Origin of the sequence: Reyranella humidisoli (assembly GCF_019039055.1) — a bacterium.
GTDB lineage: Bacteria > Pseudomonadota > Alphaproteobacteria > Reyranellales > Reyranellaceae > Reyranella > Reyranella humidisoli.
The window spans coordinates 3,306,246-3,328,411 of sequence record NZ_JAHOPB010000001.1 but is presented as its reverse complement, the minus strand read 5'-3'; the positions used below and the strand labels follow the sequence as shown (position 1 = coordinate 3,328,411).

Below are 22,166 nucleotides of genomic sequence, written 5' to 3'. Positions count from 1 at the left end.
CTACTGCGGCGGACGCGGAGGTCCCCCGGGCGGTGGACGAGGCGGCGGCGGCGGCGGAACGATCCGCTCCACCATCAACCGCTGCAGCCGCTCGCGCTGGTCGGGCCGAAGGCTCGGCTCGAGCCGTGTCAGTGTCAGCAACGTTTCCTTCTGCTGCTCGGCGCGAAGCCGGCTGACCTGGTCGATCAGGGCGTCGATCCGCGTCATGTCGAAGGATGCCTTGCGCAACTCGGCGCTCGTCTGCTCGCGGAGCTGCTGGATTGCCTGCAGCCGCTCGCGACGCGCCTTGGCGTACTGGTCGAACAGCGCCTGCATGACCTTGCGCTGCTCCGCATCGAGACCTAGATCCTGCGCCACCATCTCAACGGGATTGAGCCGCGGCCCGGCCGGCAGTCCCGGCTGGCCCGGCATACCGTGCGGTGGGGGTGGCGGGGGCATCCCCTGCATCTCGAACGGCGGATCGATCCAGCTCCGGTAGACGAAGCCCGCCAGCACAAAGGCATTCAGCAGCAGCGACAGGCCGAGGAGCATCTGGATCAGGCGCGAGGTCATGTCAGATCCCGTCGCCGGCAAAGAACTCGCTGACCTCGTTCGACGTCGTGGTCGATGTCGTGCTGGCGGTCTCCGTCCTGGGATAGCCCTCGCGCTGCTGGGCGAGCGATTCGCCCAACCCGCCACCCACGAGGAAGCCTCCGGTCGCGACCACGAGGGCGGCAACGGCCATCACCCCCTGCTGCAGCGCGTACCCCTGACCAGCGAAGAGTCTCCCGCCCCTCAACCAGCGTCCGAACAGGCCGCCGGCCGGTGCCGCGCGCCCGGCTTCGAAGCCGACCAGCGCGCGGGCACGAACCACCATCCGCTCCGGTGCGGCCGGCAAAGGTTTTCCGAGGATATCCGCCAGATCGAACGCGGCGCGGCGCAGCGCCGGGTCGGCCGCGACGGCCGCCTCGACCGGGGCTGCAGCCTCTTCGGAGAGGCGGCCTTCGAGCCAGGCGGCAAGATCCATGTCGCTGACCGCGGCAGGCGCGACCGCGGGCTGGCTGGCGAGGCTTCGCCACAGCTCCTTGTCGTTCCTCGGGGTCCGCTCGTTGGTCATGGATCGCTCCTGCCGATGATACGCCAAAACATGCCGATTCATCCCCCGCGGGAGGGCTCTTCCTCGCGGAAATGCGCCCTTAGTCGCTGCAGGGCCTTGTGATGCGTGCTGCGGATGGTCTGAGCATCCACGGACAGCAGTTTCGCGATCTCGGTAACGTCCCGTTCCTCGTCGTACAGATATTTCAGAATGAGCATCTGGCGCGCCGTGAGCAGGCCGTCGGGTACCTTGAGTTTCTCGACATGGCGGTCCTCGACCCCGAGGACCGCTTCCGGAACGTCGTCGATCGGCTCGGTGGCGTGGCGCCTGCGGCGCAGATGGTCGATGGCGCAGGACCGGGACACGACGGAAAGCCAGGTCGACAGCCCCGCCCGGTCCGGATCGTAGGTTTTCAACAACCTGAATTCCTGGGCGCACAGCCGGACGAACACGTCCTGGGCGGCATCCATGACGTCGTCTTCGCCCAGCCGGTAGGCGCCGAGCGTCCGGCGCACGACGGCATTGATCAGCGGCGCGGCCACGATCACGAACGCATCCCATGTGCGTTTGTCGCCCCTGGCGAGTGCCCGCAGGTCGATCTGGTTCAGGTCAGCCACACGCCCACGATCTCTCTGCCCGTCCGCCCTGCAGTCTAACAGGCTTTGTGGCCAAAAGAGGCCCCCGCTACAGTCCCCCCAGCAATTGAGGAGCACCGATGAGCGAGTCGCTGACACGGCAACTGAAATTCACCAAGCATGCAGTCCGCGGCAAGGGCGTCGTCGTCGCCCAGAACGTGAAGGCGGCGGAGGTCGGCGCCGAGATCCTGCGCAAGGGCGGCAACGCCATCGACGCAGCGGTCGCGACCGGCATGGCCATCGGCGCGCTCGAACCCTGGATGAGCGGCATCGGCGGCGTCGGCTTCATGACGGTCTGGAGCGCCAAGGAAGGCCGCGCCTGGACGGTCGACTACGGCCCGGTCTCCGCGAAGAAACTGGACCCGTCGGTCTACGAGATCGTCGGACCCGGCCCCGCCAACCCCTTTGCCTGGCCCGACATCAAGGAGCAGCGCAACGAGGTCGGCTATCACTCGATCGCCGTGCCCGGCATGGTTGCCGGCCTCGCCAAGGCGCTGGAGCGCTTCGGCTCGCTGAAGTGGAAGGACGTGCTGCAGCCCGGCGTCGAGATCGCCCAGCGCGGCATGGAGCTCGACTGGTACATGCAGGTGATGATCGCCAACGGCGCGAAGCACCTCGAGAAGTACCCCGCCTCCAAGGCCAACTATCTGTGCGACGACGGCCGCGTGCCAGCCAGCGACTGGGCCGGCACCCGCCGCTACATCAAGCTCGGCAACCTGGGCGAGACGATGCGGCGCCTGGCCGAAGGCGGCCCGCGCGAATACTACGAAGGCAGCCTCGCGCGCGACATCGCCGCCGACCTGCAGGCTGGCGGCTCCGCCATCTCCTATGAGGATCTCGCGGGCTACGAGGCGAAGATCGTCGATCCCCTCGCCTTCGAGCACAACGGAGTCACGGTGAACGTCGCGGGCGGTCTGACCGCCGGTCCGACCCTGCGCCGCGCCATCGAACTGGTGGGCGCCGCGACCCAGGGCAAGGGCGCGCCCGGCGCCGAGTTCTTCGCGGCGATCGCCGAGGGCATGCACAAGGCCTACGACGAGCGCCTCAAGACGCTGGGCGACAAGCCCACCGACACCTGCACCACGCATTTCTGCGCCGCCGATTCCGAGGGCAACATGGTGGCGCTGACCCAGACGCTGATGAGCCTGTTCGGCTCCTGCGTGATGCTGCCCAAGACCGGCATCACCATGAACAACGGCATGCTGTGGTTCGATCCCGAGCCAAACCGCCCCAACTCGATCGCCCCGGGCAAGAAGCCGCTTTGCAACATCTGCCCGGTCGTCGTCGTGAAGGACGGCAAGCCGTGGTTCTGCATTGGCGCCTCGGGCGGACGCCGCATCGTGCCGGCGGTGTCGCAGCTTTCGCTCATGATGATCGACCGCGGCATGGACGTGGAAGCCGCCTTCCATCAGCCGCGCGTCGATATTTCCGGTGTCGGTCCGATCCGGGTAAACCGCGACCTGCCGGACGACGTAAAGAAGGCGATCGCGGCCAGGCTGCCGATGGTCGAGGTCGACAATCCGGTCTCGCCGCTTGGCTTCGCCAACCCCTCCTGTATCGTGCGCGATCCGAAGACCGGCGAGCTGACCGGCATGAACGAGGTTATGTCTCCATGGGCCGGCGGCGCAGCGCAGTAATCGGAACCGTCGCACTCGTTCTCCTCGCAATGCCGGCCACAGCACAGAAGACATCCGTGCCGCTGCCGGTCCTTGCACCGTTGACCGGCTTCGCGTCCATCGAGGGCGCGAGCCAGAAGAACGGGACGAATCTGGCGGAGCGGTCGATTCGTGACGTGCGGATCGAGTCACGCGTGCTCGATGCCGCGACGTCGCCCGAAGGCGCCGTCGCCACCTGGGAACGCGCGGTGCGGCGGCCGCTGCCGCCCGCGGTGATGGGGCCCCTGCTCGGGCCCCAGATGCTGGCGGTGATGTCGCTGGCACAAAGCGTCGGCGTGCCGCTGCTGACCCTCTCCACCAATCCGAAGCTGTCGGAAGCGGGCAACCCCTACTTCTTCCGCTTCCTGCCGAGCGACGCCGTCTCGAAGGCCGCCCAGGCCCGCTATGTCGTGGAGAAGCTCGGCGCCAGGCGCCCGGTCGTGATCTTCCAGGCCACGGTCGATGGCCAGGCCGCGCGGGACGAACTCGCAAAGACGTTCACCGACCTGAAGACCAAGCCCGTGCTTGAGGAGGGCATCGCGCCCGACGCCGGCGATCTGGCCGCGCTGGTGGCTCGGGTGAAGGCGGCCAATGCCGATGCGATCGTGCTTCACCTGCGCGCGGCCTCCACGGCGTCGGCCGTGCGCCAGATCCGCAAGGCTCTGCCCGGCCTGCCGATCGTGGCCAGTATCGCCATGCACCAGCCGTCGACCGCGGCCCTGCTGGAGCCGGCCGAGCTCAAAGGCGTCTGCGCCGAAACGGCGGCCTCCCCGGCTTCGGCCACGGAAGGTCCGATGAAGGAATTCGCCGAGACCTATCGCAGGGCCTTCAAGGCCGAGCCCGATGCCTTCGCCGCCGCCCAGTACGACGCCATCCAGATGGTGGCGAAGAGTGCGGCCGATCTTGCGAAGTCCAGCCAGGCGATCACGCCCATCGCCCTGCGCGGCGCGCTTTCGCGGGACGCCTACAAGGGCCTGGTCACGACCTACAAGTCGGACGGCAAAGGCAACATGGCGCACGAAGTCCAGATCGTCTGCTATGACGGCACGACGCGCATTCCCAGCGTCGTGGAGCGTTACGCCGCCCCGACGCGGTGATGCGCTCGTCTACTGCTGGGGTTCGCAGTCGCGCGGGTCGGCCCGGGAGTTTCCCTGCGCGCATTCCGGGAGGTACGGCCCCCTGGAGGGAGGTTGGTACTGGCCGCGCTGCATAACGGCCGCCAGGAAAAAGATCCCGACGATCACGATCACGACAGCGACCATGCCGATGACGAGATCCCGCATCTCAGCGGGCCCTCGCCGCAAGTTTCGCCAGGGCTCGGCATGTCGAATGACGCAGCGGCACTTCCCTCAGCGATGGTTCGCGGGCGGCTGCGAAAGTCGGTCGACGAAGGCGATGCCTACCGCCGACAGGATGAACAGGGCGTGAATGATCGACTGCCACATGATCGCGGCTTCGGTGTAGGTGGCGTTCGGCTTGCCCAGGGTTCCGGCCTCGATGAAGGTCCGGAGCAGATGGATCGACGAAATACCGATGATCGCCATGGCGAGCTTGATTTTCAGCACGCTGGCGTTGACGTGGCTCAGCCACTCCGGCTGGTCGGGATGGCGGTTGAGTTCCATGCGGGACACGAAGGTCTCGTAGCCACCCACGATCACCATGATCAGCAGGTTCGAGATCATCACCACGTCGATCAGGCCCAGGACGATCAGCATGGCCTGCAGTTCGGTCACGCTCGGGCTCTCCATGACGAGATGGAGCAATTCCTTCAGGAACAGGAACACGTAGACGACCTGAGCCACGATCAGGCCGAGATAGAGCGGAAGCTGCAACCAGCGGGAGGCGAAGATGAAGCGCGGGATCGGTCGCAGCTTCCGGGGATCGCGAACAGTCTCGGAATGCGGCTCTGTCGTCATCAGGAAGCTCCTCCCATGGGTCGGGAGGCGCTTTTGCACAATCGGGCTGGCCGTTGCAACTGGCCAGCAATGACGAATTCGCGACTAGGTGGCGGCCGCCGGGATCGTCGCCGGCTGAGGCGGCGGGGCGGGCGCCCCCGGCACGGGATGCCCATCCGTCGCCGGATCGTTGGCGGCGGCAGGTCCGGTGTGGACCACGACGTTGGCGCCTTCCGTGGCGAACTCGAATCCCATCGCCGGGAAGGTGCTGAACATCCGCTTCAGAGCCTCGCGCTGGATGGCCGCCGGGTTGCCCGGCCGGGCCGTGAACTTGAAGCGCACCACCAGGGCGTTGCCGGCAATGTCGGCGACGCCCTGCATCTTGAAGGGTGCCAGGATCTGGTCGGCGATCGCCGGCATTTCCATCATGTCGGCGCCGATCTTCTTAGATGCCTTGCGCAGCTTCTCGATGTCGGTGTCGCGGGCGAAGCGCAGGTTGAATTTCACCGTGATCCAGTCGCGGCTGAAATTGGTGATCTGCCCGAGCTGGCCGAACGGGATCGTATGCACCTGCCCGTTCTGGTGACGCAGCTTGATCGAGCGCAGCGTGAAGCCCTCGACCGTGCCCTTGGCCTTGCCGCAGTCGATGTATTCGCCGACCCGGAAGGCGTCGTCGGAGAGATAGAACAGGCCCGACACGATGTCCTTCACCAGCGTCTGGCTGCCGAAGGAGATCGCGATGCCGAACACCGAGGCGCCGGCGATCAGGGGCGTGATGTTGATGCCGAAATCCTGCAATGCGACCATGACGGCCACGAGGATGATCAGCACCGCCGCCGTGCGCCGCATCAGCGGCATCATGGTGCTGAGCCGCGACGCCGGCGCCGCGTTGGCATCGCCATCAGCGATCGCCTGGGCGGCATCCTTGTTCTTCGTGCCCATATAGGGCTCGGTCATGTACTTGAAGAGCTCCCAGGCGACGAAGGCAACGAACAGAGTGACCCCGGCGGTGCGGGAGGAACTCGTGAGCTGCGCCCACTCGCTGTCGTTCACCAGCCCGAGGACCTGCACCACCCAGCTTTCGGCGATCACCACGGCCACGCCGATCAGCACGGCTACGCGGATACAACGCGCCACGACGTCGGGAAGCTTGGGCGTACTGCCAGCCGGTGTCTTGCCCTCGAGCTGCGAATCGAGGCGGCGCACGAAGGCCTGCATCAGCGTCTCGAAGATCAGCACGCCGATCACGAGATTGAGCGTCAGGACCATCGCGGAGCCGACATACCTGTAGCCAGAGACCGCGCCGTAGATCAGCGTGCCGCCGAGCGCGACGAAGAACAGCGGTGCGATCGGAATCCACTTACGCCCGACCACCCCGATCACCGGCGCCATCTCTCCCAGCCCGCCGAACCACTGCTGCGCGGCGAGGCGCGACCGGTAGGCGAGCCACAGGAAGGCCGCGAGATAGATCATGGCACCGACCACCTGGAAGCTGGCCATCGCATCGGGCGGCGTGCCGATCGCCGCCAGGACCTGCGCCAGGATACGCATCAGGACGATGACGAGCATCACCGCGGAGATCCGCAGATACAGGGTCCGGGCCTCGTGGTTTCCGGCGGCGCACAGGCGGGCCGCCGGCAGTTCAGGCTGCAGCACGACCCGGAACAGCAGTACATAAAGACGCCAGGCGAAAATGCCGGCCAGGACGGCCGCGGCAAGCTTGTCCTGTCCAGTCGTGCCATTGAACCACGCCCCGGTGGCGGCATTGCAGATCAACCAGACGGCCAGGACGCCCAGCCCGTCGAGAACCGCGAGGCCCGCCAGAAAGCCGATGGACCGCACGCCCCCCTCGGGACCGGCATTCGCCGCCAGCCTAGCCCTCAAGCCATGCAACAAAAGACGCAGGATTCCTTCGGCCGCTACGGCAACGACAGCGACCGCACAGAGCAGCAGCAGGAACGTCGAAGATCCCCGTCCGCCCTGCGCGCGCTGATCGAGCAGGGTCGGAATGAGGGCAATCTGTGCGCCCGCGACGGGCAGCGCAACAAAGACCTTCTCGGCGCCGTGGATGAAGGCGACGAACGGATCGGGCCCTGCCTTGGGCTCGACATGGACGATCTTGGGCGGCGGCGGCGCCTTGGACTTGGACTTGGAGTCGGATGCCGCCGGGGCCGGCGCCGCGGGCGTGGCAGACGGCACCACCGCCCCCTCGGCCTTCAACTTCTCGGACACGGAGTTGCTGATGGCATCGACCAGCGAATCAAACTGCTGCCGGGAGAGGCCCGCGGGAGGCGCTTCCGCCGTCTGTGCCCCCGCCTGGGCGACGATGCCGAGAGCAAGCGCAACGGCTAAAACGAGCGAGCGAAGTGCGTTCACGATCTCAATCCTTCCGTGAGCCCGTCGTCAGTCGAATCAGGCCTCCCCCCAATCTACACTATCTTCGCGTTGAAGGGAGGCTCCGCAGAGACACCTGCCGATCCGATCAGCTCAAATCCATCTCCCGGTACTGCTGAGCCGCGACCTCGTCGCAGCGGGCGCGATAGGCCGGGGCGCTGCCGCTGTATCGGGAGATGCGCCGCGTCTGCTTGCCCTCGACGTTGGTGTTGATGCCGGTGAACCAAGAGTTGACCTCGTTGGACAGCAAGCCGACCGAGGCCTCCTGGACCGTCTTCATCCAGGCCTCCACCCCTTCGGACCGGGCGTCGATGCGGGTCAGGCCGCGATCGCGCATGAACCGCAGCAGGTCGGTCACCCACTCGACGTTGTATTCGATGCTGCGTGGAATGTTGCCCAGCGCCGTGTGAGGTCCGAGCAGCATCAGCATGTTGGGAAATCCTTCGACCGACATGCCGACGAACGTCTCGGCGCCCTCTGCCCATTCGTCCTTAAGCTTGCGGCCGCCGACACCCCGGAAGTCGATGCGGTCGAACGCGCCGGTGAGCGCATCGAAGCCGGTGGCGTAGATGATCATGTCGAATTCGTAGTCCGCGGCGCTCGTCTTGATGCCGGTCGGCGTGATTCGCTCGATCGGCGTCTCCTTGATGTCGACCAGCTCGACGTTGGGCTGGTTGTAGACCTCGAAGTAGCGGGTCTCGAGCGGGACGCGACGGGTGCCAAAACCGTGGTTCTTGGGAATCAGCTTCTCCGCGATCGCCGGGTCCTTCACACGGCTCCTGATCTTGCGTGCGACGAAGTCCGAGATCAGCGCATTGGCATCCTTGTTGGTCAGGATGTCGTTGAAGTTACCGACCCAGATGCCGAATCCGCGCTCGCCGTAGAGCTTCTCGAAGAAGGCTTCGCGCTCCTCCGGCGTCACCTCGAAGGTGCCACGCGGATCGGCGGTGTGCAGGAAACACGCGAAAGTCTCCTGGCAGCGCCGGAAGATCTCGGGATAGTCGGCGCGAATGGCTGCCATCTCGTCGGGCTCGATCTTGCCGTTGTGCAGCGGCGCGCACCAGTTGGGCGTGCGCTGGAACACTGTGAGCTTCTTCGCCGTCTTCGCCACTTCCTGGATGGTCTGAACGCCGGTCGCACCGGTGCCGATCACCGCGACCCGCTTGCCCTCGAAGCTCACCGGCTCGTGCGGCCAGCGCGCGGTGTGGCAGCTCTGCCCCTCGAAGGACTCGATGCCGTCGATGCGCGGCATGGTGAAGGCCGAGAGCGGGCCGATGGCGGTGATCAGGAAGCGCGCGGTGTGGGCGCTGCCGTCCTCGAGCGTGACCTGCCAGCTCCGCGTCTCCTCGTGCCAGTGGGCCGCGCCGACCTTGCTGCGGAACTGGATGTCCCGGCGCAGGTCGAACTTGTCGGCGACCTTGTTCAGGTAGCGCAGCGTCTCGGGCTGGGGCGAGAAATGCTCCGTCCAGTCCCACTCGGCCAGGAGTTCCTCGGAAAACGAATAGCCATAGGAATAACTCTCCGAGTCGAAGCGCGCGCCGGGGTAGCGGTTCCAGTACCAGGTGCCGCCGACACCGGTTCCGGCCTCGAACACCCGGACCTTCATTCCGAGTTCGCGCAGTCGGTGAAGCTGGAACAGGCCGGACATGCCGGCGCCGATGATGATCGCGTCGAAATCGGCGCTCCTGGGGTCTTGTCGCTCGCTCTTGCTCATACGGACAGCCTAGCGGCGACTGTGGCCGATCTGCAACGCATCACCGTCGCAGAGCGGTGCCAGGCCGGCGGGCGCAACCGGCCCGCCCCGCTCCCGTTGGCGGCGATCAATTGCAGGTACAGGAGAGGTCCATGATCAAATCAATCGTTCTCGTTGCCCTTGTCGGCACCGTCGTCGCCGGCTGTTCGGTCCGCACCGAGCGCGTCGTCGAAGCGCCCGCCGCCACCACCACGCAGCGCACCACCACGGTCTCGTCCGATCCGTACACCCCGGCCGCGACGACGACGACCACGACGTATACGACTCCGACCCGCTAACCCGGTTCGTGAGAGGCGCGGTAGCCACCGTCGTGGCGCCGCGCTTTTTTTTGGCCACGCGCCTCTCCCTCCGCGGGAAGCTTGCCGCTTCGTGGAAGGAAGCGATGCGTTGCGCTACGATTGCCCGATGAGTGACATTCCGGGCGGTCGGCGCATCCTCGTTGTCGAGGACGAAGCATTGTTCGCCATGCAGCCTCGAAGACATGCACAAGCCCTACAGCCACAAGCACCTGAGATCGGTGCTGTCGCACCTACTGGCGTGATCTACCGCTCCGGACAGGTCCCGGCGAAATAGGCATCGGCCTCGCAGGCCTTTCCCGTCGGGAGCGTACAGGTGCCGCGCTCGGGCAGAACACCGGGTGCCGACACCACGGAATAGCGTCCGCCCGCGATGGCGCAGTAGCGGCCCGCCGGCGTGGCATAGCCGGTCACGCGCAGGCCGTTCTTCGGGCATTCGCCGCGCAGCAGCGCCCACTCCTCGCACTGGTAATTGTCGGTGAAGACGCAGACGCCGAACTGGCCGCCATCGGGTCGCCGTTCGATGGCGAGTGTGCCGCCCTGCTGCGTGCAATTGAGCGAGGCGGGATTGGCGAGCTGTGGCGCGGGCGGTGCCTGGGCTCCCGCACCGGCCGCCCACAGGACGACGAAGAGTGAAACGACAATACGGGACATGCGGTCCTCCTGCCGAAGCCTAGCCCACACGCCGCGTTGCGTCCGCTGCCCGTCCGGGGCAACACTGCGCGCCAACCCATGACGACGCCCGAGAACGCCCCGCCGGACGAGAGTATCAAACGCCTGTTGCCGTGGCTGGTCGCCGTGGCGTTCTTCATGCAGTCGCTCGACACGACCATCCTGAACACGGCCGTGCCGGCCATCGCGCAGGCCATGGACGTGACGCCGCTCAGCGTGAAGTCGGTGCTGGCGAGTTACACGCTGAGCCTCGCCGTGTTCATCCCGGTGAGCGGCTGGATGGCCGACCGGTTCGGCACGCGCCGCGTCTTTGCCGCAGCCATCGGCCTGTTCTGCGTGGGCTCCCTGCTCTGCGGCCTCTCCACCAGCATCGAGATGCTGGTTGCCTGCCGCGTCGTCCAGGGCGCCGGCGGGGCCATGATGATGCCGGTCGGCCGCATGACCCTCGCACGCACCTTCGGCAAGGCCGACCTGGTGCGCGCCATGAGTTTCGTTGCGATCCCGGCCCTGATCGGCCCGATGGTGGGCCCCGTGGCCGGCGGCGCGATCGTCCATTGGCTGCACTGGAGCGTCGTGTTCTTCGTCAACATCCCGGTCGGGATCGTGGGCCTCTACTTCATCCGGCGCTACCTGCCCGACTATCGCGAGGACAAGACCCATCCGCTCGACGTGCTCGGCCTCATCCTGTTCGGCGGCGGCATCGCCCTACTGTCCTACGTGCTGGAAGTCTTCGGCGACAATTCGCTGTCGCGCGGCGAGATCCTCGGTCTGCTCGCCGTGGCCGCCCTGTTGCTCGCGGGCTACGGTATCCGGGCCTCGCTGACGGCGTTCCCGCTGCTCGATCTCGCGCTGTTCAGGATCAGGACCTTCCGCTCGGCCGTGAACGGCGGGTTCTTCACGCGGCTAGGGCTGGGCGGCATTCCCTTCCTGTTTCCGCTGCTTTACCAGGTCGGCCTCGGCTTCTCACCGATCCAGTCGGGCCTTCTGGTGCTGCCGCAGGCCATCGCCTCGATCGGCCTCAAGACGTTCATGCCCGCGATCCTGGCGCGCCTCGGTTATCGCAACGTGCTGGTGTTCAACACGATCGTGGTCGGCCTGCTCATCATGTCGTTCGCCAAGGTGGGCGCGGAGACGCCAATCTGGCGCATCGTCCTGCAGGCCTTCGTGCTCGGCTTCTTCACGTCGATGCAATACACCAGCATGAACACGCTGGTTTACGCCGACGTCTCGGGCCCGCAGACCAGCGGCGCCAGCACCATTGCCGCCACCGGCCAGCAGCTCGCCATCAGCTTCGGCGTGGCCGGCGCCTCCCTGATCGCCGCCCTGTTCGTGCCGACCGGGCTTCACACGCATGCGGCCACGATGATCTACGGCGTGCAGCAGGCCTTCCTCATCCTCGGGGTCATGACGGTGCTGTCGTCGGTGGTCTTCATGGAACTTAAGCGCGACGACGGAAACGACATCAGCCGCCACGACAGCGCGCCGAGCCACGAAACCCACGACTGATCCAGGCTCTTTGCCAGCGCCCCCAGATTCAGTATAAACATGATACGTTATACTGTTGCATTTACCTGGAGACGCCCGCGTGAGGTATTCGGCCGTAGCCCTGAGACAGGAGGCTGCCCATCCATCCGGTCCCGTCATCGTGGCGTCGTCCGCGGGCTGTCTCGCGCAAATCGCCACGGGCGCGCAGACCTTGGCGATCTGGCGCCGATCCGCGCCCGAAGGACAGTCGGAATGGCTCGACGGCCTCCCCGCCTCTCAACTGCCCGAGGGCCAGTTCGTCACCGCTCCGGGGGGCGCGACGGCGCCGCTGCAGCGGCTGGCCGACGGGGTAGCGCTGCCCCCGTCTCCGCAGCGCGACTGGCTGATCGGCGACATCGCGATGCTGGTCGACTGCTTCGCCCAGATCGCACGCTGCGCAGCGGTCAACGTCCGCCTCGAAGCCATCGATCACGATGCCTGCTGGCGCTTCCATCGCGACTATGTCGGCCTCCGCCTCAACGCGACCTACAGAGGCCCCGGAACCCAGTGGCTGCCGCCCGAACGCGCCGACGCAGCCCTGCGCGGCCAGCGACGGTATCGCGGCCCGCTGAACGAGTTGCCGCGCTTTTCCGTTGGCCTGTTCAAGGGCGTCGTCCAGGCCGGGAACGACGCGATCGTCCATCGCTCGCCGCCCGTCGCGCGCCACGGGCTGACGCGCCTCTTCCTGTGCCTCGATGCGGAGACTTGCGATGACTAGGTTACCGGTGACCGTGCTGTCTGGATATCTCGGGGCCGGCAAGACGACGCTGCTCAACCACGTCCTGAACAATCGCGAGGGCCGGAAGGTCGCGGTGATCGTCAACGACATGAGCGAGATCAACATCGACGCCGCTCTCATCCGGCAGGGCGGCGCCGAACTCAGCCGAAGCGAGGAGAAGCTCGTCGAGATGTCCAACGGGTGCATCTGCTGCACCCTGCGGGAGGATCTCCTGCTCGAAGTAGTGAAGCGGCTGGCCGCCGAGGGGCGCTTCGACTACCTGCTGATCGAATCGACCGGTATCTCCGAGCCGATGCCGGTCGCCGCCACCTTCGAGTTCGAGGACGAAGGCGGCGACAGTCTTTCCAAGGTCGCGCGGCTCGACACGATGGCGACGGTGGTCGACGCCAAGGCCTTTCTCGAGGACTACAGCTCTGCCGATTTCCTGCAGCAGCGCGGGCAAACCGCCCAGCCGGAGGACACGAGGACCGTCGTCGACCTGCTGGTCGAGCAGGTGGAATTCGCCGATGTGATCGTGGTCAACAAGGCCGATCTCGTGACCGCCGACGAGCTGGGCTTTCTGACGAACATGCTGCGGCGCCTGAATGCCACCGCCCGCATCGTCACCAGCGAGCACGGCCGCGTGCCTCCCGACGCCATTCTCGATACCGGCCTGTTCAGTTACGAGAAGGCGAGCCAGGCGCCCGGCTGGATGAAGGAGCTGCAGGGCATCCACACACCCGAGAGCGAGACCTACGGGTTCTGGAGCTTCGTGTACAAGGCGCGGCGTCCGTTCAACCCGATGCGCCTCTACGCGCTGCTGAACGGCCGCTGGGATGGCGTGATCAGGTCCAAGGGCTTCTTCTGGCTGGCCTCCCGGATGAACCTCGCCGGGTCGGTTTCACAGGCCGGCGGCATGTTGCGCCACGAGGCCGCCGGTGCCTGGTGGGCGGCGGTCAAGCGTGAGGATTGGCCGCAGGATTCGACCTGGCGCGCCACGATCCGCAACTCCTTCAAGAGCCCCTATGGCGACCGCCGGCAGGAGATCGTCTTCATCGGCACGAAGGGTATGGACAGGAAGGAGCTGACCGGCCGCCTCGACGCCTGCCTCCTCACCGATGCCGAGATGGCGATGGGCCCCGCTTTGTGGGCGCGGTTCCCCGACCCCTTCCCGGTGTGGAAGGTCGGTACACCGGAGTGACCGGCGTCTCCCGCCGCTAGTTGATCCGCCAGATGGTAATGTTCAGCAGGGTCGCGAAGGAAATCCAGGCGAGATAAGGCACGAGCAGCCAGGCGGCCAGCCGGTCGATGCGGCGGAACATCAGCGCCGTCGCCAGCACGAGCAGGTCGAGCAGCAGGATCACGACCACGGCCAGGCCCGGATTGCGCAGGCCGAAGAACGCGACGCTCCAGCCCAGGTTGACGGCCAGTTGCAGGGCGAACACCGCCAAGGGGCCGCGCGCGGTATCGCGATCGGCTGCTCGCCACACCCGCCAGGCCGCGACGCCCATCAGGATGTAAAGCGCCGTCCACACCGGACCGAAAATCCAGTTGGGTGGGTTGAAGGACGGTTTGGTGAGCGTGGTGTACCAGGTGGTGACGCTCTCCGCCGTCACGGCGCCGCCCAAGCCCCCGATTCCGAGGCAAAGGCCAACGAAGAGGACGAAAGCCAGGACGTCCTTGCCGGTCGCGATATCCGAACGCTTGCTGCTCATGACACGAGGCTCGCTCCGACGTTGATGGTAAGGGCCAGGATAGCCGTGTTGAAGGTGAAGGACACGATGCCGTGGACGAGCGTGACCCGGCGCATGGCCGGCGACACGGTGCCGACGTCGCCGGTCTGCGACGCACACCCGATCACGAACGAATAATAGAGGAAATCCCGGTAATCCGGCGGCCGGTCGCCGGGAAACTCCAAGCCACCCGGGCCGTCGTCGTCGGGTCGATAGTACACGTTGGCGTAGTGCAGGGTGAACACGAGGTGCGTGAACGTCCAGGACAGGGCCACGGTTGCACCCGAAATGGCCAAGGCATGGAAAAGCGAGCCGTGCGGCGTCTTGAGCATCGCGAGCTCGGAGAAGATCGTGGCGAAGCTTGCGCCGGCGCTCACGATCACGACCACCAGGATGATCCAGTCGCCCTCGTCGTAATAGGCTGCCCGCGCATAGCAGGTTTCGACCGTCGATTTCGCGATCATGCGCAGCGTGGTCACGATGTAGAGGAACGCCGCCAAGTCCCAGGCCAGCAGCCACCTCGTCTCGATGCGCATGTCCTTGGGCAGCAACAGGAACAGGGCGAAGCCGGCCGCGAGGGCGACCAGCAGGCGGGTGCGCGCATGGACGAAGCGGCGGAAGCCGCGAAGGTAGCCAGACGTCTCGCTCATGCGGTTTCCATGACCGCACTCTGCCATCTCGGCGGCGGCGGGCAATCGCTGTAATGTCCCAGCCATGCTTTTCGACGCAATGGATCTCGCCGCGACCTTCGTCTTCGCCATCAGTGGCGCGACACGGGGCGTCCACAAGCGTCTGGACCTGTTCGGCGTGCTGGTCGTCGCCTGGGTGGCCGGGGTGGCCGGCGGCATCTTCCGTGACCTGATGATCGGTGCCGTTCCGCCCGCCGCCTTCGACAACTGGCGCTACCTCGCCGTGACCGTCGCGGCCGGGCTGACGGGCTTCTTCGCCTCGCACCTGATCGACCGGGTGCGCACGCCGGTCCTGCTATTCGATGCCGCGGGCCTCTGCCTGTTCGCCGTCACCGGCACGCAGAAGGCCCTGGCCTATGGTCTCAGTCCGCTGATGGCTGCCCTGCTGGGGATGGTCACCTGCATCGGTGGCGGCGTGGCCCGTGACCTCCTCACCCTCCAGGTACCGACCGTCCTGCGTTCGGAACTCTACGCCGTGGCCGCCCTGGCCGGCGCCGGGGCAGTCTCGATCGGTTTCTGGCTCGGTCTTCCCGCCCTGCCGACGGCTGCCGCAGGGGCCGGAATCTGTCTGTTCCTGCGGCTGATGTCGATCTATCGGGGCTGGCACCTCCCTGTGGCGGCGACCAAACAAAAGTCCTCACTCGAAACCGACTAAATTTTCTGGCCTTGCACGCGTGATTCGACGCCACGCCCTTGCCGGTCCTTTGTACGAACGCTAAACACACGCCCGTCATTTTGTCGCAAGCGGCGTGGGGGAAAAAGCAGCATGGCGACGAAGAAGAAGGCGAAATCGACTGGCCCTGCCACTTCAGGGAAGGCTGCCAAGAAGCTGAACGGAAACGCGAATCCGGATCGTGGCAGCGGTACCCCGGAAGCGCGGGACACTGCCCGTCACCTGCTGGAGATCGAGGCGATCCACTGCCGGCCGGACAACCCGTACATCTTCACCTCCGGGCGGGCGAGCCCGGTCTATATCGACTGCCGGAAGATCATCTCGTTCCCGGAAGCGCGCGCCAAGATCATGGCCCACGCCCACAAGATGATCGAAAAGACCATCGGCTGGAGCAAGATCGACGTGGTGGCCGGTGGCGAGACCGCAGGCATCCCGTTCGCCGCCTTCCTGGCGGCGCTGGCCAAGAAGCCGATGATCTACGTTCGCAAGCAGCCCAAGGGCTTCGGCCGCATGGCCCAGATCGAGGGCGAGCTGAAACCCGGCAAGCGCGTCCTTCTGGTCGAGGATCTCGCGACCGACGGCGGCAGCAAGCTGGTCTTCATCGAGGCGCTTAAGAAGGCCGAGGCCAAGGTCACGGACTGCTTCGTGGTCTTCCACTACGGCATCTTCCCCCAGAGCATCGAGATGCTGGCTGCGGCCGGCGTGAGGCTGCACGCGCTCGCCACCTGGTGGGACGCGCTGGAAGCGGCCGAAAAGCACAAGTATTTCGACGAAAAGGGCCTCGTCGAGACACGCGCCTTCCTCGAGGCGCCGGAGAAGTGGTCGGCGAGCCACGGCGGCCGTCCGCCGGCGCCGCGCCCGCTGGGCCGCTAGCCAGCTCTTTGCTACGGTGCGGCGGACATGATCCGCCGCATTTTCTCTCTGATCCTGGCGCTCGGCGCACTCGCCTCTCCTGCCGCCGTGAAGGCCCAGGCCAAGGACGAACTCGTCGTGGCCATGACGCAGATGCCGGGGACCTGGAACCCGATCATCAGCTCCATGCTGGCCAAGTCGCTGATCGCCAACATGACGGCACGGCCGGTCACCGCCTACGACGCGGACTGGAAGCTGGTGTGCCTCGTCTGCACCGAACTGCCTACCATCGAGAACGGCAAGGCTAGGGTGGTCGATCTTGCCGATGGCAAGAAAGGCATGGAAATCGACGTCGAGCTGCGGGACATGCGCTGGGGCGACGGCACGCCGGTATCCGCGAAGGACGTGGCCTTCACGCTCGAGGTGGGCAAGCATCCGCTGTCCGGCGTCGCGTCCTCAGAAGGTTACAAGCGAATCATCAAGCTCGACGTGAAGGACGACCGTCGCTTCACAATGACGATCGACCGCGTCACCTTCGACTACAACAGCATCGGCCTTCAGCTCTTGCCGGCCCATATCGAAAAGCCCATCTTCGACGCCAACCCGGCCGAGTATCGCAACAGGACTGCCTACGACACGCAGTCGACCAATCCCGGTCTCGCTTTCGGTCCCTACCGCCTGACCGAGATCGTTCCCGGCAGCCGCGTGGTGCTGGAGCCGAACCCAACCTGGACCGGCCAGAAGCCCTCCTTCAAGCGCATCACCGTCCGCATCATCGAGAACACGGCGGCGCTCGAGGCCAATCTTCTGTCCGGCAGCGTCGACTATGTGCTTGGCGAACTCGGCCTGTCGCTCGACCAGGCCATCGCCTTCGAGAAGCGCCACAAGGACAAGTACAATGTCGTCTACAAGCCGGCGCTGATCTGGGAGCATATCGACGTCAACCTGGACAACAAACTGCTGACCGACCGGCGCGTGCGGCAGGCCATGTTGCTGGCCATCGACCGCAAGGCCATCTCGGAGAAGCTGTTCGAGGGCAAGCAGCCGATCGCCCATGGCGGCATCAGCGAACTCGATCCGATGTTCAGCCCGGCCGCCCGGCAATACGGCTACGATCCGGCGGCGGCCCGCAAGCTGCTCGACGAGGCGGGCTTCTCGACCATCCGCAACAACGTCCGCCACAATGCAGCCGGCGAGAAACTGTCGATCGAGCTGGGCACCACCGCCGGCAACCGCGTGCGCGAGCTTGTGGCGCAGGTGATCCAGAGCCAGCTCCGCCAGGTCGGCATCGAAGTCCGCCTCAAGGCCGAGACGCCCCGCATCTTCTTCGATGCGATGGGCAAGCGGACCTACAGCGGGCTCGGCATGTATGCCTGGGTGCAGCGGCCGGAAGGCGTGCCGCGCTCCTCGCTGCACTCCAAGGAAATACCCTCGGCGGACAATGGCTGGAGCGGCCAGAACTACCCGGGTTACGCCAATCCCGAGATGGACAAAGTATTGGACGCGGCCGAGCGTGAACTTGACGTCGTCAAGCGGCGTGCCCTGTTCGCCGAGATCCAGAAGCTGGCGGCCGACGACCTGCCGTCCCTGCCGCTGTTCTTCCGCGTCGATCCTTTCGTGATCCCCAAGCCGCTCAAGGGCGTGACGCCGACCGGCACGCTCAACAGCTCGACCCTGTGGGTCGAGCAATGGCGCTGGGAAAACTAGATGACGGCAAGATCGCCGGGATGAGGGCATGAGCCGCTATTTCGCCGCGCGCGCCGTCCAGACCGTCGTGACCCTGCTGCTGATGAGCCTGGTCGTCTACCTGTTGATCGGCCTGATGCCGGGCGATCCGATCGACATGATGATCTCGGGCGATCCGACCATGACCAGCGCCGACGCCGCCCGCCTGCGCGCCGCCTACGGTCTCGACAAGCCACTATTCGAGCGATACCTCGCCTGGCTGCTGCAGGCCCTGCAGGGCAATTTCGGCTACTCGCGCTCCTTCGGCCAGCCGGTCCTGACCGTGCTGTGGCCTCGTCTCCTGAACACCCTTCTGCTGGCCGGCCTCGCCTTCGTGATCTCGGTCGCGATCGCCCTGCCGCTCGGCATGTGGGCCGCCGCCCATCCGCGCAGCCGCGCCGACTATCTGATCAACCTCCTGTGCTTCGGCGGCATCTCGGCCCCGCCTTTCTGGCTGGCGCTGCTCCTGATTACCCTGTTCGCCGTGAAGCTCGGCTGGCTGCCGGCCGGCGGCATGGCGGATATCCGCCCCGGCATGCCCTGGGCCTTGGTGCTGACCGAGCAGCTCCGCCATCTGGCGCTGCCGGTCCTCACCCTCACCCTCGTCCAGCTCGGCGGCTACACCCGCTTCATGCGCGGCGCGATGATCGAGGCGCTGCGGCAGGACTATGTGCGCACGGCCCGCGCCAAGGGCGCCCCCGAGCGCCTCGTCCTGTGGCGCCATGCCTTCGCCAACGCGCTGTCGCCGGTCCTGACGATCCTCGCCCTCTCCTTCGGCGGCCTGGTCTCCGGCGCGCTGATCACCGAGACGATGTTCGCCTGGCCCGGCATGGGCAAGGCGATCTACCAGGCCATCCTCGAGAACGACTACAACCTCGCCCTCGTCGGCCTGCTGGTGGCCACGGCCGCCACCATCGCCGGCAACCTGATGGCCGACCTAGCCTATGCCTGGGTCGACCCGCGTGTCTCGCTGGCGGACGCAGCGCCATGACGGCGGCGGCTGCCCGTCCCGCGGCGTGGCGGCGCCTGCTGCGCCACCGGCTCGCCTGGGCCTCGCTGGCCTTCCTGTCGGTCATGCTGCTGCTGGCTCTCGCAGCCCCGCTGATCGCCGAACTGCGCGGCGTTGATCCCAGCCAGACCGATCTCTTCCGCCGCTTCGAGGGGCCGTCCGCGCAGCACTGGCTGGGCACCGACGATCTCGGCCGCGATCTCTTCCAGCGCCTGCTCGACGGTGGCCGCGTCTCGCTGCTGGTCGGCATTTCGGGAGCGCTGCTCTCGGCGATCCTCGGTGCCACGATCGGCGTCGTCGCCGGCTATCTCGGCGGACGGCTCGACGCCTTCCTGATGCGTCTCACCGACGGCGTGATCTCGCTGCCGCTGCTGCCACTGCTGATCGTGCTGGCGGCGGTCGACCCGCGGAAGCTCGGCATTCCGGCCGAGATCGCGCAGTCGGAGATGTTCTCGCTCTACCGCATCGTGGTGATCGTGGCCCTGACCGGCTGGACCACCGTCGCACGACTGGTGCGGGCCGAGACGTTGTCCCTGAAGGCCCGCGACTTCACGCGCGCCGCCGTGGCGCTCGGCGCCCGGCCCGGCCGCATCATGTTCCGGCATATCCTGCCGAACACGGCCGGCACGCTGGTCGTCGCCACGACCATGTCGGTCGGCACGCTGATCCTGTTCGAATCGACGCTGTCGTTCCTCGGCCTCGGCATCCAGCCGCCGGCCGCAAGCTGGGGTAACATGCTGACCGGCGCGCAGGAGCTTCTTCAGGAAGCGCCGGTGCTGGCACTGTGGCCCGGCCTTCTGATCTTCCTGACCGTGATCGCCTTCAACTTCCTGGGCGACGGACTGCAGGATGCCCTCGATCCCCGTAGCGAGAGACGCTGACATGACCGATGCAACGCTCAAGTCCACCGAATTCACCGCGATGAGCCGCCTCACGCCGGACATCGACCTCAACGCGGAGGGCAAGGCCACCGGCTTCGTGCGCGTGCCGCACTCGGTGCACCGCTCGGCCTATGGCTGGATCCCGATCCCCATCGTGCGCATCAAGAACGGCGACGGGCCGAACGTGCTGATGCAGGCCGGCAACCACGGCGACGAATGGGAAGGCCAGATCGGGCTGGGCAACCTGATCCGCGCGATCGAGCCCAGGGATATCAAGGGCCGGCTGGTGATCCTGCCGTCGGCCAACTTCCCGGCCGCGATGGAAGGCCGCCGCACCTCGCCGATCGACGAGGGCAACCTCAACCGCTCCTTCCCCGGCGACGCCGATGGCACGATCACGCAGCAGATTGCCTACTGGATCGAACATGCACTCCTGCCGGGCTTCGACTATGCCTTCGACTTCCATTCCGGCGGCAGCTCGCTGACTTACATTCCAAGCGCGCTCGCGCCGCGCCACCAGGACGCCGCGCGCATGGAAAAGGTCATGGGCCTGCTCAAGGCCTTCGGCGCGCCGGTGAGCTACATCTCGGCGGCGCCACAGGGCGGTGGACGCACCTTTACCTCGGCCTCGTACCGTCAGGGCGTGGTCGGCATGGGCACCGAGCTGGGCGGCGGTGGACTCGTGACGCCCGGTTCGCTCAAGGTCGCCGAGGACGGGATGCGCCGCGTGCTGTCCCATGTCGGCCTTTTGCAGGGACCGGTGCCGGCGCCCACCAAGACGCGCTTCACCGAGATCGGCGGCGACGACTATTACGTCTACGCAACGGACGGCGGTCTGTTCGAACCGCTGGTCGAGCTGGGCGACGAGGTGAAGGCCGAGCAGCCGGCCGGCCGCATCCACTTCCATCACACGCCGTGGCGCGAACCGGAGGTCGTGACGTTCAAGCGCGCCGGCCTTGTCCTCTGCAAGCGCGTTCCCGCCCGCTGCGAACGCGGCGACTGCCTGTTCCATCTCGCGACGGACCTGGTGGTCTAGCTTTCATTGGAGCACGCCACTCCAGTGGCGCTCATGACTTTCCAACAAAGAGTTTGAGCGCCACTCGAGTGGCGCGCTCCATTGCTACGCTGTGCGACAGCTTCCGCACGAAAGCTTCGGGGCGGTCTTGCGGCCGTCCTTGCGCGGGTGGGTCTCGACGTGACCGCAGACGGAGCAGCCGTCGATCTCGAAGTCGATCCAGTGGGTGGGATCGCCACAGGCCTCGCAGGGCAGGCCGCGGCGCGATTCGATGCGGCCAAAGCCCGGCGTCCGACATTTCGGGCAAAGGCATTGTAGGCGCCTGGCGAGCTGCCAGCCGGCGGCGCGCAGCACTTTCATGCGAGTCGGGTTGCGGTGCGCACGCATGTCCGAATAGAGGACTGCCAGCCCCTCGGTCGAGCGTTCGGCTTCGCGGTCCATGGTGGCGATCACCTCCTCCTCGGTGGCGAGCCCCTTCACCGGATGGTCCATGTCGCTGCTGCAGGCGACGAACACGCCGTAGCGCGGGAAGCCCATGGCGCGCAGCACGATGAGGCGGGCCGGGTCCCCCGCGCGGAAGCGCGACAGGCGCCAGCTCGAATGACGTGTCGGAAAGGTGTCGACCAGCCGCAGGCCGCGCTCGCGGTCGACGAAGGCCAGGATCTCGACGCCGCAGGAGATCAGCGGCACCCGGTCGATCGGGCCGTAACTGCCCTCGCTCGCGACCGCGCAGTTGACGTCCATCGTCCGGAAGGCCAGTTCGGCCTTGAGCAGCGAGGTCTCGACCAGCACGTCCGGCCGAGGCACCTCGCCCGAGAAGGTGCCGAGCGTGTCGGTGTCCAGTTCCGGCACGGCAACGATTTCCGCGCCGAGCACGCGCCGGAAGGCGGGCCCGAGCGCCCGCTCCTTCTCGTGCATCGTCGCCAGCCCGATGCGGGCGTTGGCGTAGGGGTGCAGACCTGACACGACCGC

General features: G+C 66.5%; 22 protein-coding genes. 12 read left to right on the top strand and 10 right to left on the bottom strand.

The annotated features are described in order from the left end of the window. Genes KQ910_RS16155 through KQ910_RS16145 form a run of 3 tightly spaced genes read right to left on the bottom strand, consistent with a single transcriptional unit; the run spans position 1 to position 1,692 of the window. Positions 1 to 552 (bottom strand): Spy/CpxP family protein refolding chaperone, encoded by a 552-nt coding sequence (locus KQ910_RS16155; protein WP_216962353.1) that lies wholly within the window; start codon positions 550 to 552, stop codon positions 1 to 3. Between the two features lies 1 nt (position 553). Continuing rightward, positions 554 to 1,096 (bottom strand): hypothetical protein, encoded by a 543-nt coding sequence (locus tag KQ910_RS16150; RefSeq protein ID WP_216962349.1) that lies wholly within the window; start codon positions 1,094 to 1,096, stop codon positions 554 to 556. A 38-nt stretch (positions 1,097 to 1,134) separates the two neighbouring features. Then, the gene (locus tag KQ910_RS16145) at positions 1,135 to 1,692 is read right to left on the bottom strand and encodes an RNA polymerase sigma factor (RefSeq protein WP_216962346.1); all 558 of its coding nucleotides are present in this window, start codon (positions 1,690 to 1,692) and stop codon (positions 1,135 to 1,137) included. A 98-nt stretch (positions 1,693 to 1,790) separates the two neighbouring features. On the opposite strand from KQ910_RS16145, the gene KQ910_RS16140 reads away from it, so the two are divergent. Beyond that, positions 1,791 to 3,347 (top strand): gamma-glutamyltransferase family protein, encoded by a 1,557-nt coding sequence (locus tag KQ910_RS16140; protein WP_216962343.1) that lies wholly within the window; start codon positions 1,791 to 1,793, stop codon positions 3,345 to 3,347. Positions 3,348 to 3,403: 56 nt separating this feature from the next. Continuing rightward, positions 3,404 to 4,462, top strand: a complete 1,059-nt coding sequence (locus KQ910_RS16135) for an ABC transporter substrate-binding protein (protein WP_216962340.1) — start codon at positions 3,404 to 3,406, stop codon at positions 4,460 to 4,462. 252 nt (positions 4,463 to 4,714) lie between these two features. Here the strand turns inward: KQ910_RS16135 and KQ910_RS16130 are convergent, their stop codons facing one another. From KQ910_RS16130 to KQ910_RS16120, 3 genes are all read right to left on the bottom strand, one after another. Beyond that, entirely contained in the window at positions 4,715 to 5,281 is a 567-nt protein-coding gene (locus tag KQ910_RS16130) for a TIGR00645 family protein (protein WP_216962337.1), read from the bottom strand. An 84-nt stretch (positions 5,282 to 5,365) separates the two neighbouring features. Next, positions 5,366 to 7,636 (bottom strand): mechanosensitive ion channel family protein, encoded by a 2,271-nt coding sequence (locus KQ910_RS27240; RefSeq protein WP_216962334.1) that lies wholly within the window; start codon positions 7,634 to 7,636, stop codon positions 5,366 to 5,368. 106 nt (positions 7,637 to 7,742) lie between these two features. Then, the gene (locus tag KQ910_RS16120) at positions 7,743 to 9,368 is read right to left on the bottom strand and encodes a flavin-containing monooxygenase (RefSeq protein WP_216962330.1); all 1,626 of its coding nucleotides are present in this window, start codon (positions 9,366 to 9,368) and stop codon (positions 7,743 to 7,745) included. 131 nt (positions 9,369 to 9,499) lie between these two features. Between KQ910_RS16120 and KQ910_RS16115 the strand changes: the two genes are divergently transcribed. Then, complete coding sequence (locus KQ910_RS16115; protein WP_216962327.1) at positions 9,500 to 9,685, top strand: hypothetical protein; 186 nt, start codon at positions 9,500 to 9,502, stop codon at positions 9,683 to 9,685. A gap of 264 nt (positions 9,686 to 9,949) precedes the next feature. On the opposite strand, the gene KQ910_RS16110 is transcribed toward KQ910_RS16115, so the two are convergent. Then, complete coding sequence (locus KQ910_RS16110) at positions 9,950 to 10,357, bottom strand: DUF333 domain-containing protein (protein ID WP_216962325.1); 408 nt, start codon at positions 10,355 to 10,357, stop codon at positions 9,950 to 9,952. A 78-nt stretch (positions 10,358 to 10,435) separates the two neighbouring features. On the opposite strand from KQ910_RS16110, the gene KQ910_RS16105 reads away from it, so the two are divergent. The 3 genes from KQ910_RS16105 (at position 10,436) to zigA (ending at position 13,818) form a co-directional block, all read left to right on the top strand. Next, entirely contained in the window at positions 10,436 to 11,881 is a 1,446-nt protein-coding gene (locus KQ910_RS16105) for a DHA2 family efflux MFS transporter permease subunit (RefSeq protein ID WP_216962322.1), read from the top strand. A 79-nt stretch (positions 11,882 to 11,960) separates the two neighbouring features. After that, on the top strand, positions 11,961 to 12,617 hold the full coding sequence (locus KQ910_RS16100; protein ID WP_216962319.1) for a DUF1826 domain-containing protein: 657 nt from the start codon (positions 11,961 to 11,963) through the stop codon (positions 12,615 to 12,617). Beyond that, positions 12,610 to 13,818, top strand: a complete 1,209-nt coding sequence (gene zigA, locus KQ910_RS16095) for a zinc metallochaperone GTPase ZigA (protein ID WP_216962316.1) — start codon at positions 12,610 to 12,612, stop codon at positions 13,816 to 13,818. Before KQ910_RS16100 ends, zigA begins: the two co-directional genes overlap by 8 nt. A 16-nt stretch (positions 13,819 to 13,834) precedes the next feature. Here the strand turns inward: zigA and KQ910_RS16090 are convergent, their stop codons facing one another. Both KQ910_RS16090 and KQ910_RS16085 read right to left on the bottom strand, forming a co-directional pair. Further along, positions 13,835 to 14,332 carry a TspO/MBR family protein gene (locus KQ910_RS16090; RefSeq protein WP_216962312.1) on the bottom strand — a complete coding sequence of 166 codons (498 nt, stop codon included), beginning with the start codon at positions 14,330 to 14,332 and terminating at the stop codon, positions 13,835 to 13,837. Then, on the bottom strand, positions 14,329 to 15,000 hold the full coding sequence (locus KQ910_RS16085; RefSeq protein ID WP_216962309.1) for a DUF1345 domain-containing protein: 672 nt from the start codon (positions 14,998 to 15,000) through the stop codon (positions 14,329 to 14,331). The genes KQ910_RS16090 and KQ910_RS16085 overlap by 4 nt, the downstream gene beginning before the upstream one ends. A 64-nt stretch (positions 15,001 to 15,064) precedes the next feature. On the opposite strand from KQ910_RS16085, the gene KQ910_RS16080 reads away from it, so the two are divergent. The 6 genes from KQ910_RS16080 to KQ910_RS16055 all read left to right on the top strand — a co-directional run bounded on the left by KQ910_RS16080 (position 15,065) and on the right by KQ910_RS16055 (position 21,215). After that, positions 15,065 to 15,694 carry a trimeric intracellular cation channel family protein gene (locus tag KQ910_RS16080; RefSeq protein ID WP_216962308.1) on the top strand — a complete coding sequence of 210 codons (630 nt, stop codon included), beginning with the start codon at positions 15,065 to 15,067 and terminating at the stop codon, positions 15,692 to 15,694. A 111-nt stretch (positions 15,695 to 15,805) separates the two neighbouring features. After that, positions 15,806 to 16,585: an orotate phosphoribosyltransferase gene (locus KQ910_RS16075; RefSeq protein ID WP_216962305.1), complete on the top strand. Its 780-nt coding sequence runs from the start codon at positions 15,806 to 15,808 to the stop codon at positions 16,583 to 16,585. Between the two features lie 27 nt (positions 16,586 to 16,612). Continuing rightward, on the top strand, positions 16,613 to 18,271 hold the full coding sequence (locus KQ910_RS16070) for a peptide ABC transporter substrate-binding protein (protein WP_216962303.1): 1,659 nt from the start codon (positions 16,613 to 16,615) through the stop codon (positions 18,269 to 18,271). A 28-nt stretch (positions 18,272 to 18,299) separates the two neighbouring features. Continuing rightward, positions 18,300 to 19,280: an ABC transporter permease gene (locus KQ910_RS16065; RefSeq protein WP_216962300.1), complete on the top strand. Its 981-nt coding sequence runs from the start codon at positions 18,300 to 18,302 to the stop codon at positions 19,278 to 19,280. After that, positions 19,277 to 20,179, top strand: coding sequence for an ABC transporter permease (locus KQ910_RS16060; RefSeq protein WP_216962298.1), 903 nt, complete (start codon positions 19,277 to 19,279; stop codon positions 20,177 to 20,179). Before KQ910_RS16065 ends, KQ910_RS16060 begins: the two co-directional genes overlap by 4 nt. A 1-nt stretch (position 20,180) precedes the next feature. Next, the gene (locus KQ910_RS16055; protein WP_229600423.1) at positions 20,181 to 21,215 is read left to right on the top strand and encodes a succinylglutamate desuccinylase/aspartoacylase family protein; all 1,035 of its coding nucleotides are present in this window, start codon (positions 20,181 to 20,183) and stop codon (positions 21,213 to 21,215) included. A gap of 84 nt (positions 21,216 to 21,299) precedes the next feature. Here KQ910_RS16055 and KQ910_RS16050 read toward each other — a convergent pair whose 3' ends face one another. Continuing rightward, positions 21,300 to 22,160, bottom strand: a complete 861-nt coding sequence (locus KQ910_RS16050; RefSeq protein ID WP_216962295.1) for a DUF6671 family protein — start codon at positions 22,158 to 22,160, stop codon at positions 21,300 to 21,302. Between the last annotated feature and the right edge of the window lie 6 nt (positions 22,161 to 22,166).

Excerpts from the sequence above, each read along its gene's own strand:
- KQ910_RS16155 (WP_216962353.1), bottom strand. The coding sequence starts at position 552 with ATGACCTCGCGCCTGATCCAGATGCTCCTCGGCCTGTCGCTGCTGCTG.
- KQ910_RS16150 (WP_216962349.1), bottom strand. The coding sequence starts at position 1,096 with ATGACCAACGAGCGGACCCCGAGGAACGACAAGGAGCTGTGGCGAAGC.
- KQ910_RS16140 (WP_216962343.1), top strand. The coding sequence starts at position 1,791 with ATGAGCGAGTCGCTGACACGGCAACTGAAATTCACCAAGCATGCAGTC.
- KQ910_RS16130 (WP_216962337.1), bottom strand. The coding sequence starts at position 5,281 with ATGACGACAGAGCCGCATTCCGAGACTGTTCGCGATCCCCGGAAGCTG.
- KQ910_RS16120 (WP_216962330.1), bottom strand. The coding sequence starts at position 9,368 with ATGAGCAAGAGCGAGCGACAAGACCCCAGGAGCGCCGATTTCGACGCG.
- KQ910_RS16115 (WP_216962327.1), top strand. The coding sequence starts at position 9,500 with ATGATCAAATCAATCGTTCTCGTTGCCCTTGTCGGCACCGTCGTCGCC.
- KQ910_RS16110 (WP_216962325.1), bottom strand. The coding sequence starts at position 10,357 with ATGTCCCGTATTGTCGTTTCACTCTTCGTCGTCCTGTGGGCGGCCGGT.
- KQ910_RS16105 (WP_216962322.1), top strand. The coding sequence starts at position 10,436 with ATGACGACGCCCGAGAACGCCCCGCCGGACGAGAGTATCAAACGCCTG.
- zigA (WP_216962316.1), top strand. The coding sequence starts at position 12,610 with ATGACTAGGTTACCGGTGACCGTGCTGTCTGGATATCTCGGGGCCGGC.
- KQ910_RS16090 (WP_216962312.1), bottom strand. The coding sequence starts at position 14,332 with ATGAGCAGCAAGCGTTCGGATATCGCGACCGGCAAGGACGTCCTGGCT.
- KQ910_RS16085 (WP_216962309.1), bottom strand. The coding sequence starts at position 15,000 with ATGAGCGAGACGTCTGGCTACCTTCGCGGCTTCCGCCGCTTCGTCCAT.
- KQ910_RS16080 (WP_216962308.1), top strand. The coding sequence starts at position 15,065 with ATGCTTTTCGACGCAATGGATCTCGCCGCGACCTTCGTCTTCGCCATC.
- KQ910_RS16075 (WP_216962305.1), top strand. The coding sequence starts at position 15,806 with ATGGCGACGAAGAAGAAGGCGAAATCGACTGGCCCTGCCACTTCAGGG.
- KQ910_RS16070 (WP_216962303.1), top strand. The coding sequence starts at position 16,613 with ATGATCCGCCGCATTTTCTCTCTGATCCTGGCGCTCGGCGCACTCGCC.
- KQ910_RS16065 (WP_216962300.1), top strand. The coding sequence starts at position 18,300 with ATGAGCCGCTATTTCGCCGCGCGCGCCGTCCAGACCGTCGTGACCCTG.
- KQ910_RS16060 (WP_216962298.1), top strand. The coding sequence starts at position 19,277 with ATGACGGCGGCGGCTGCCCGTCCCGCGGCGTGGCGGCGCCTGCTGCGC.
- KQ910_RS16055 (WP_229600423.1), top strand. The coding sequence starts at position 20,181 with ATGACCGATGCAACGCTCAAGTCCACCGAATTCACCGCGATGAGCCGC.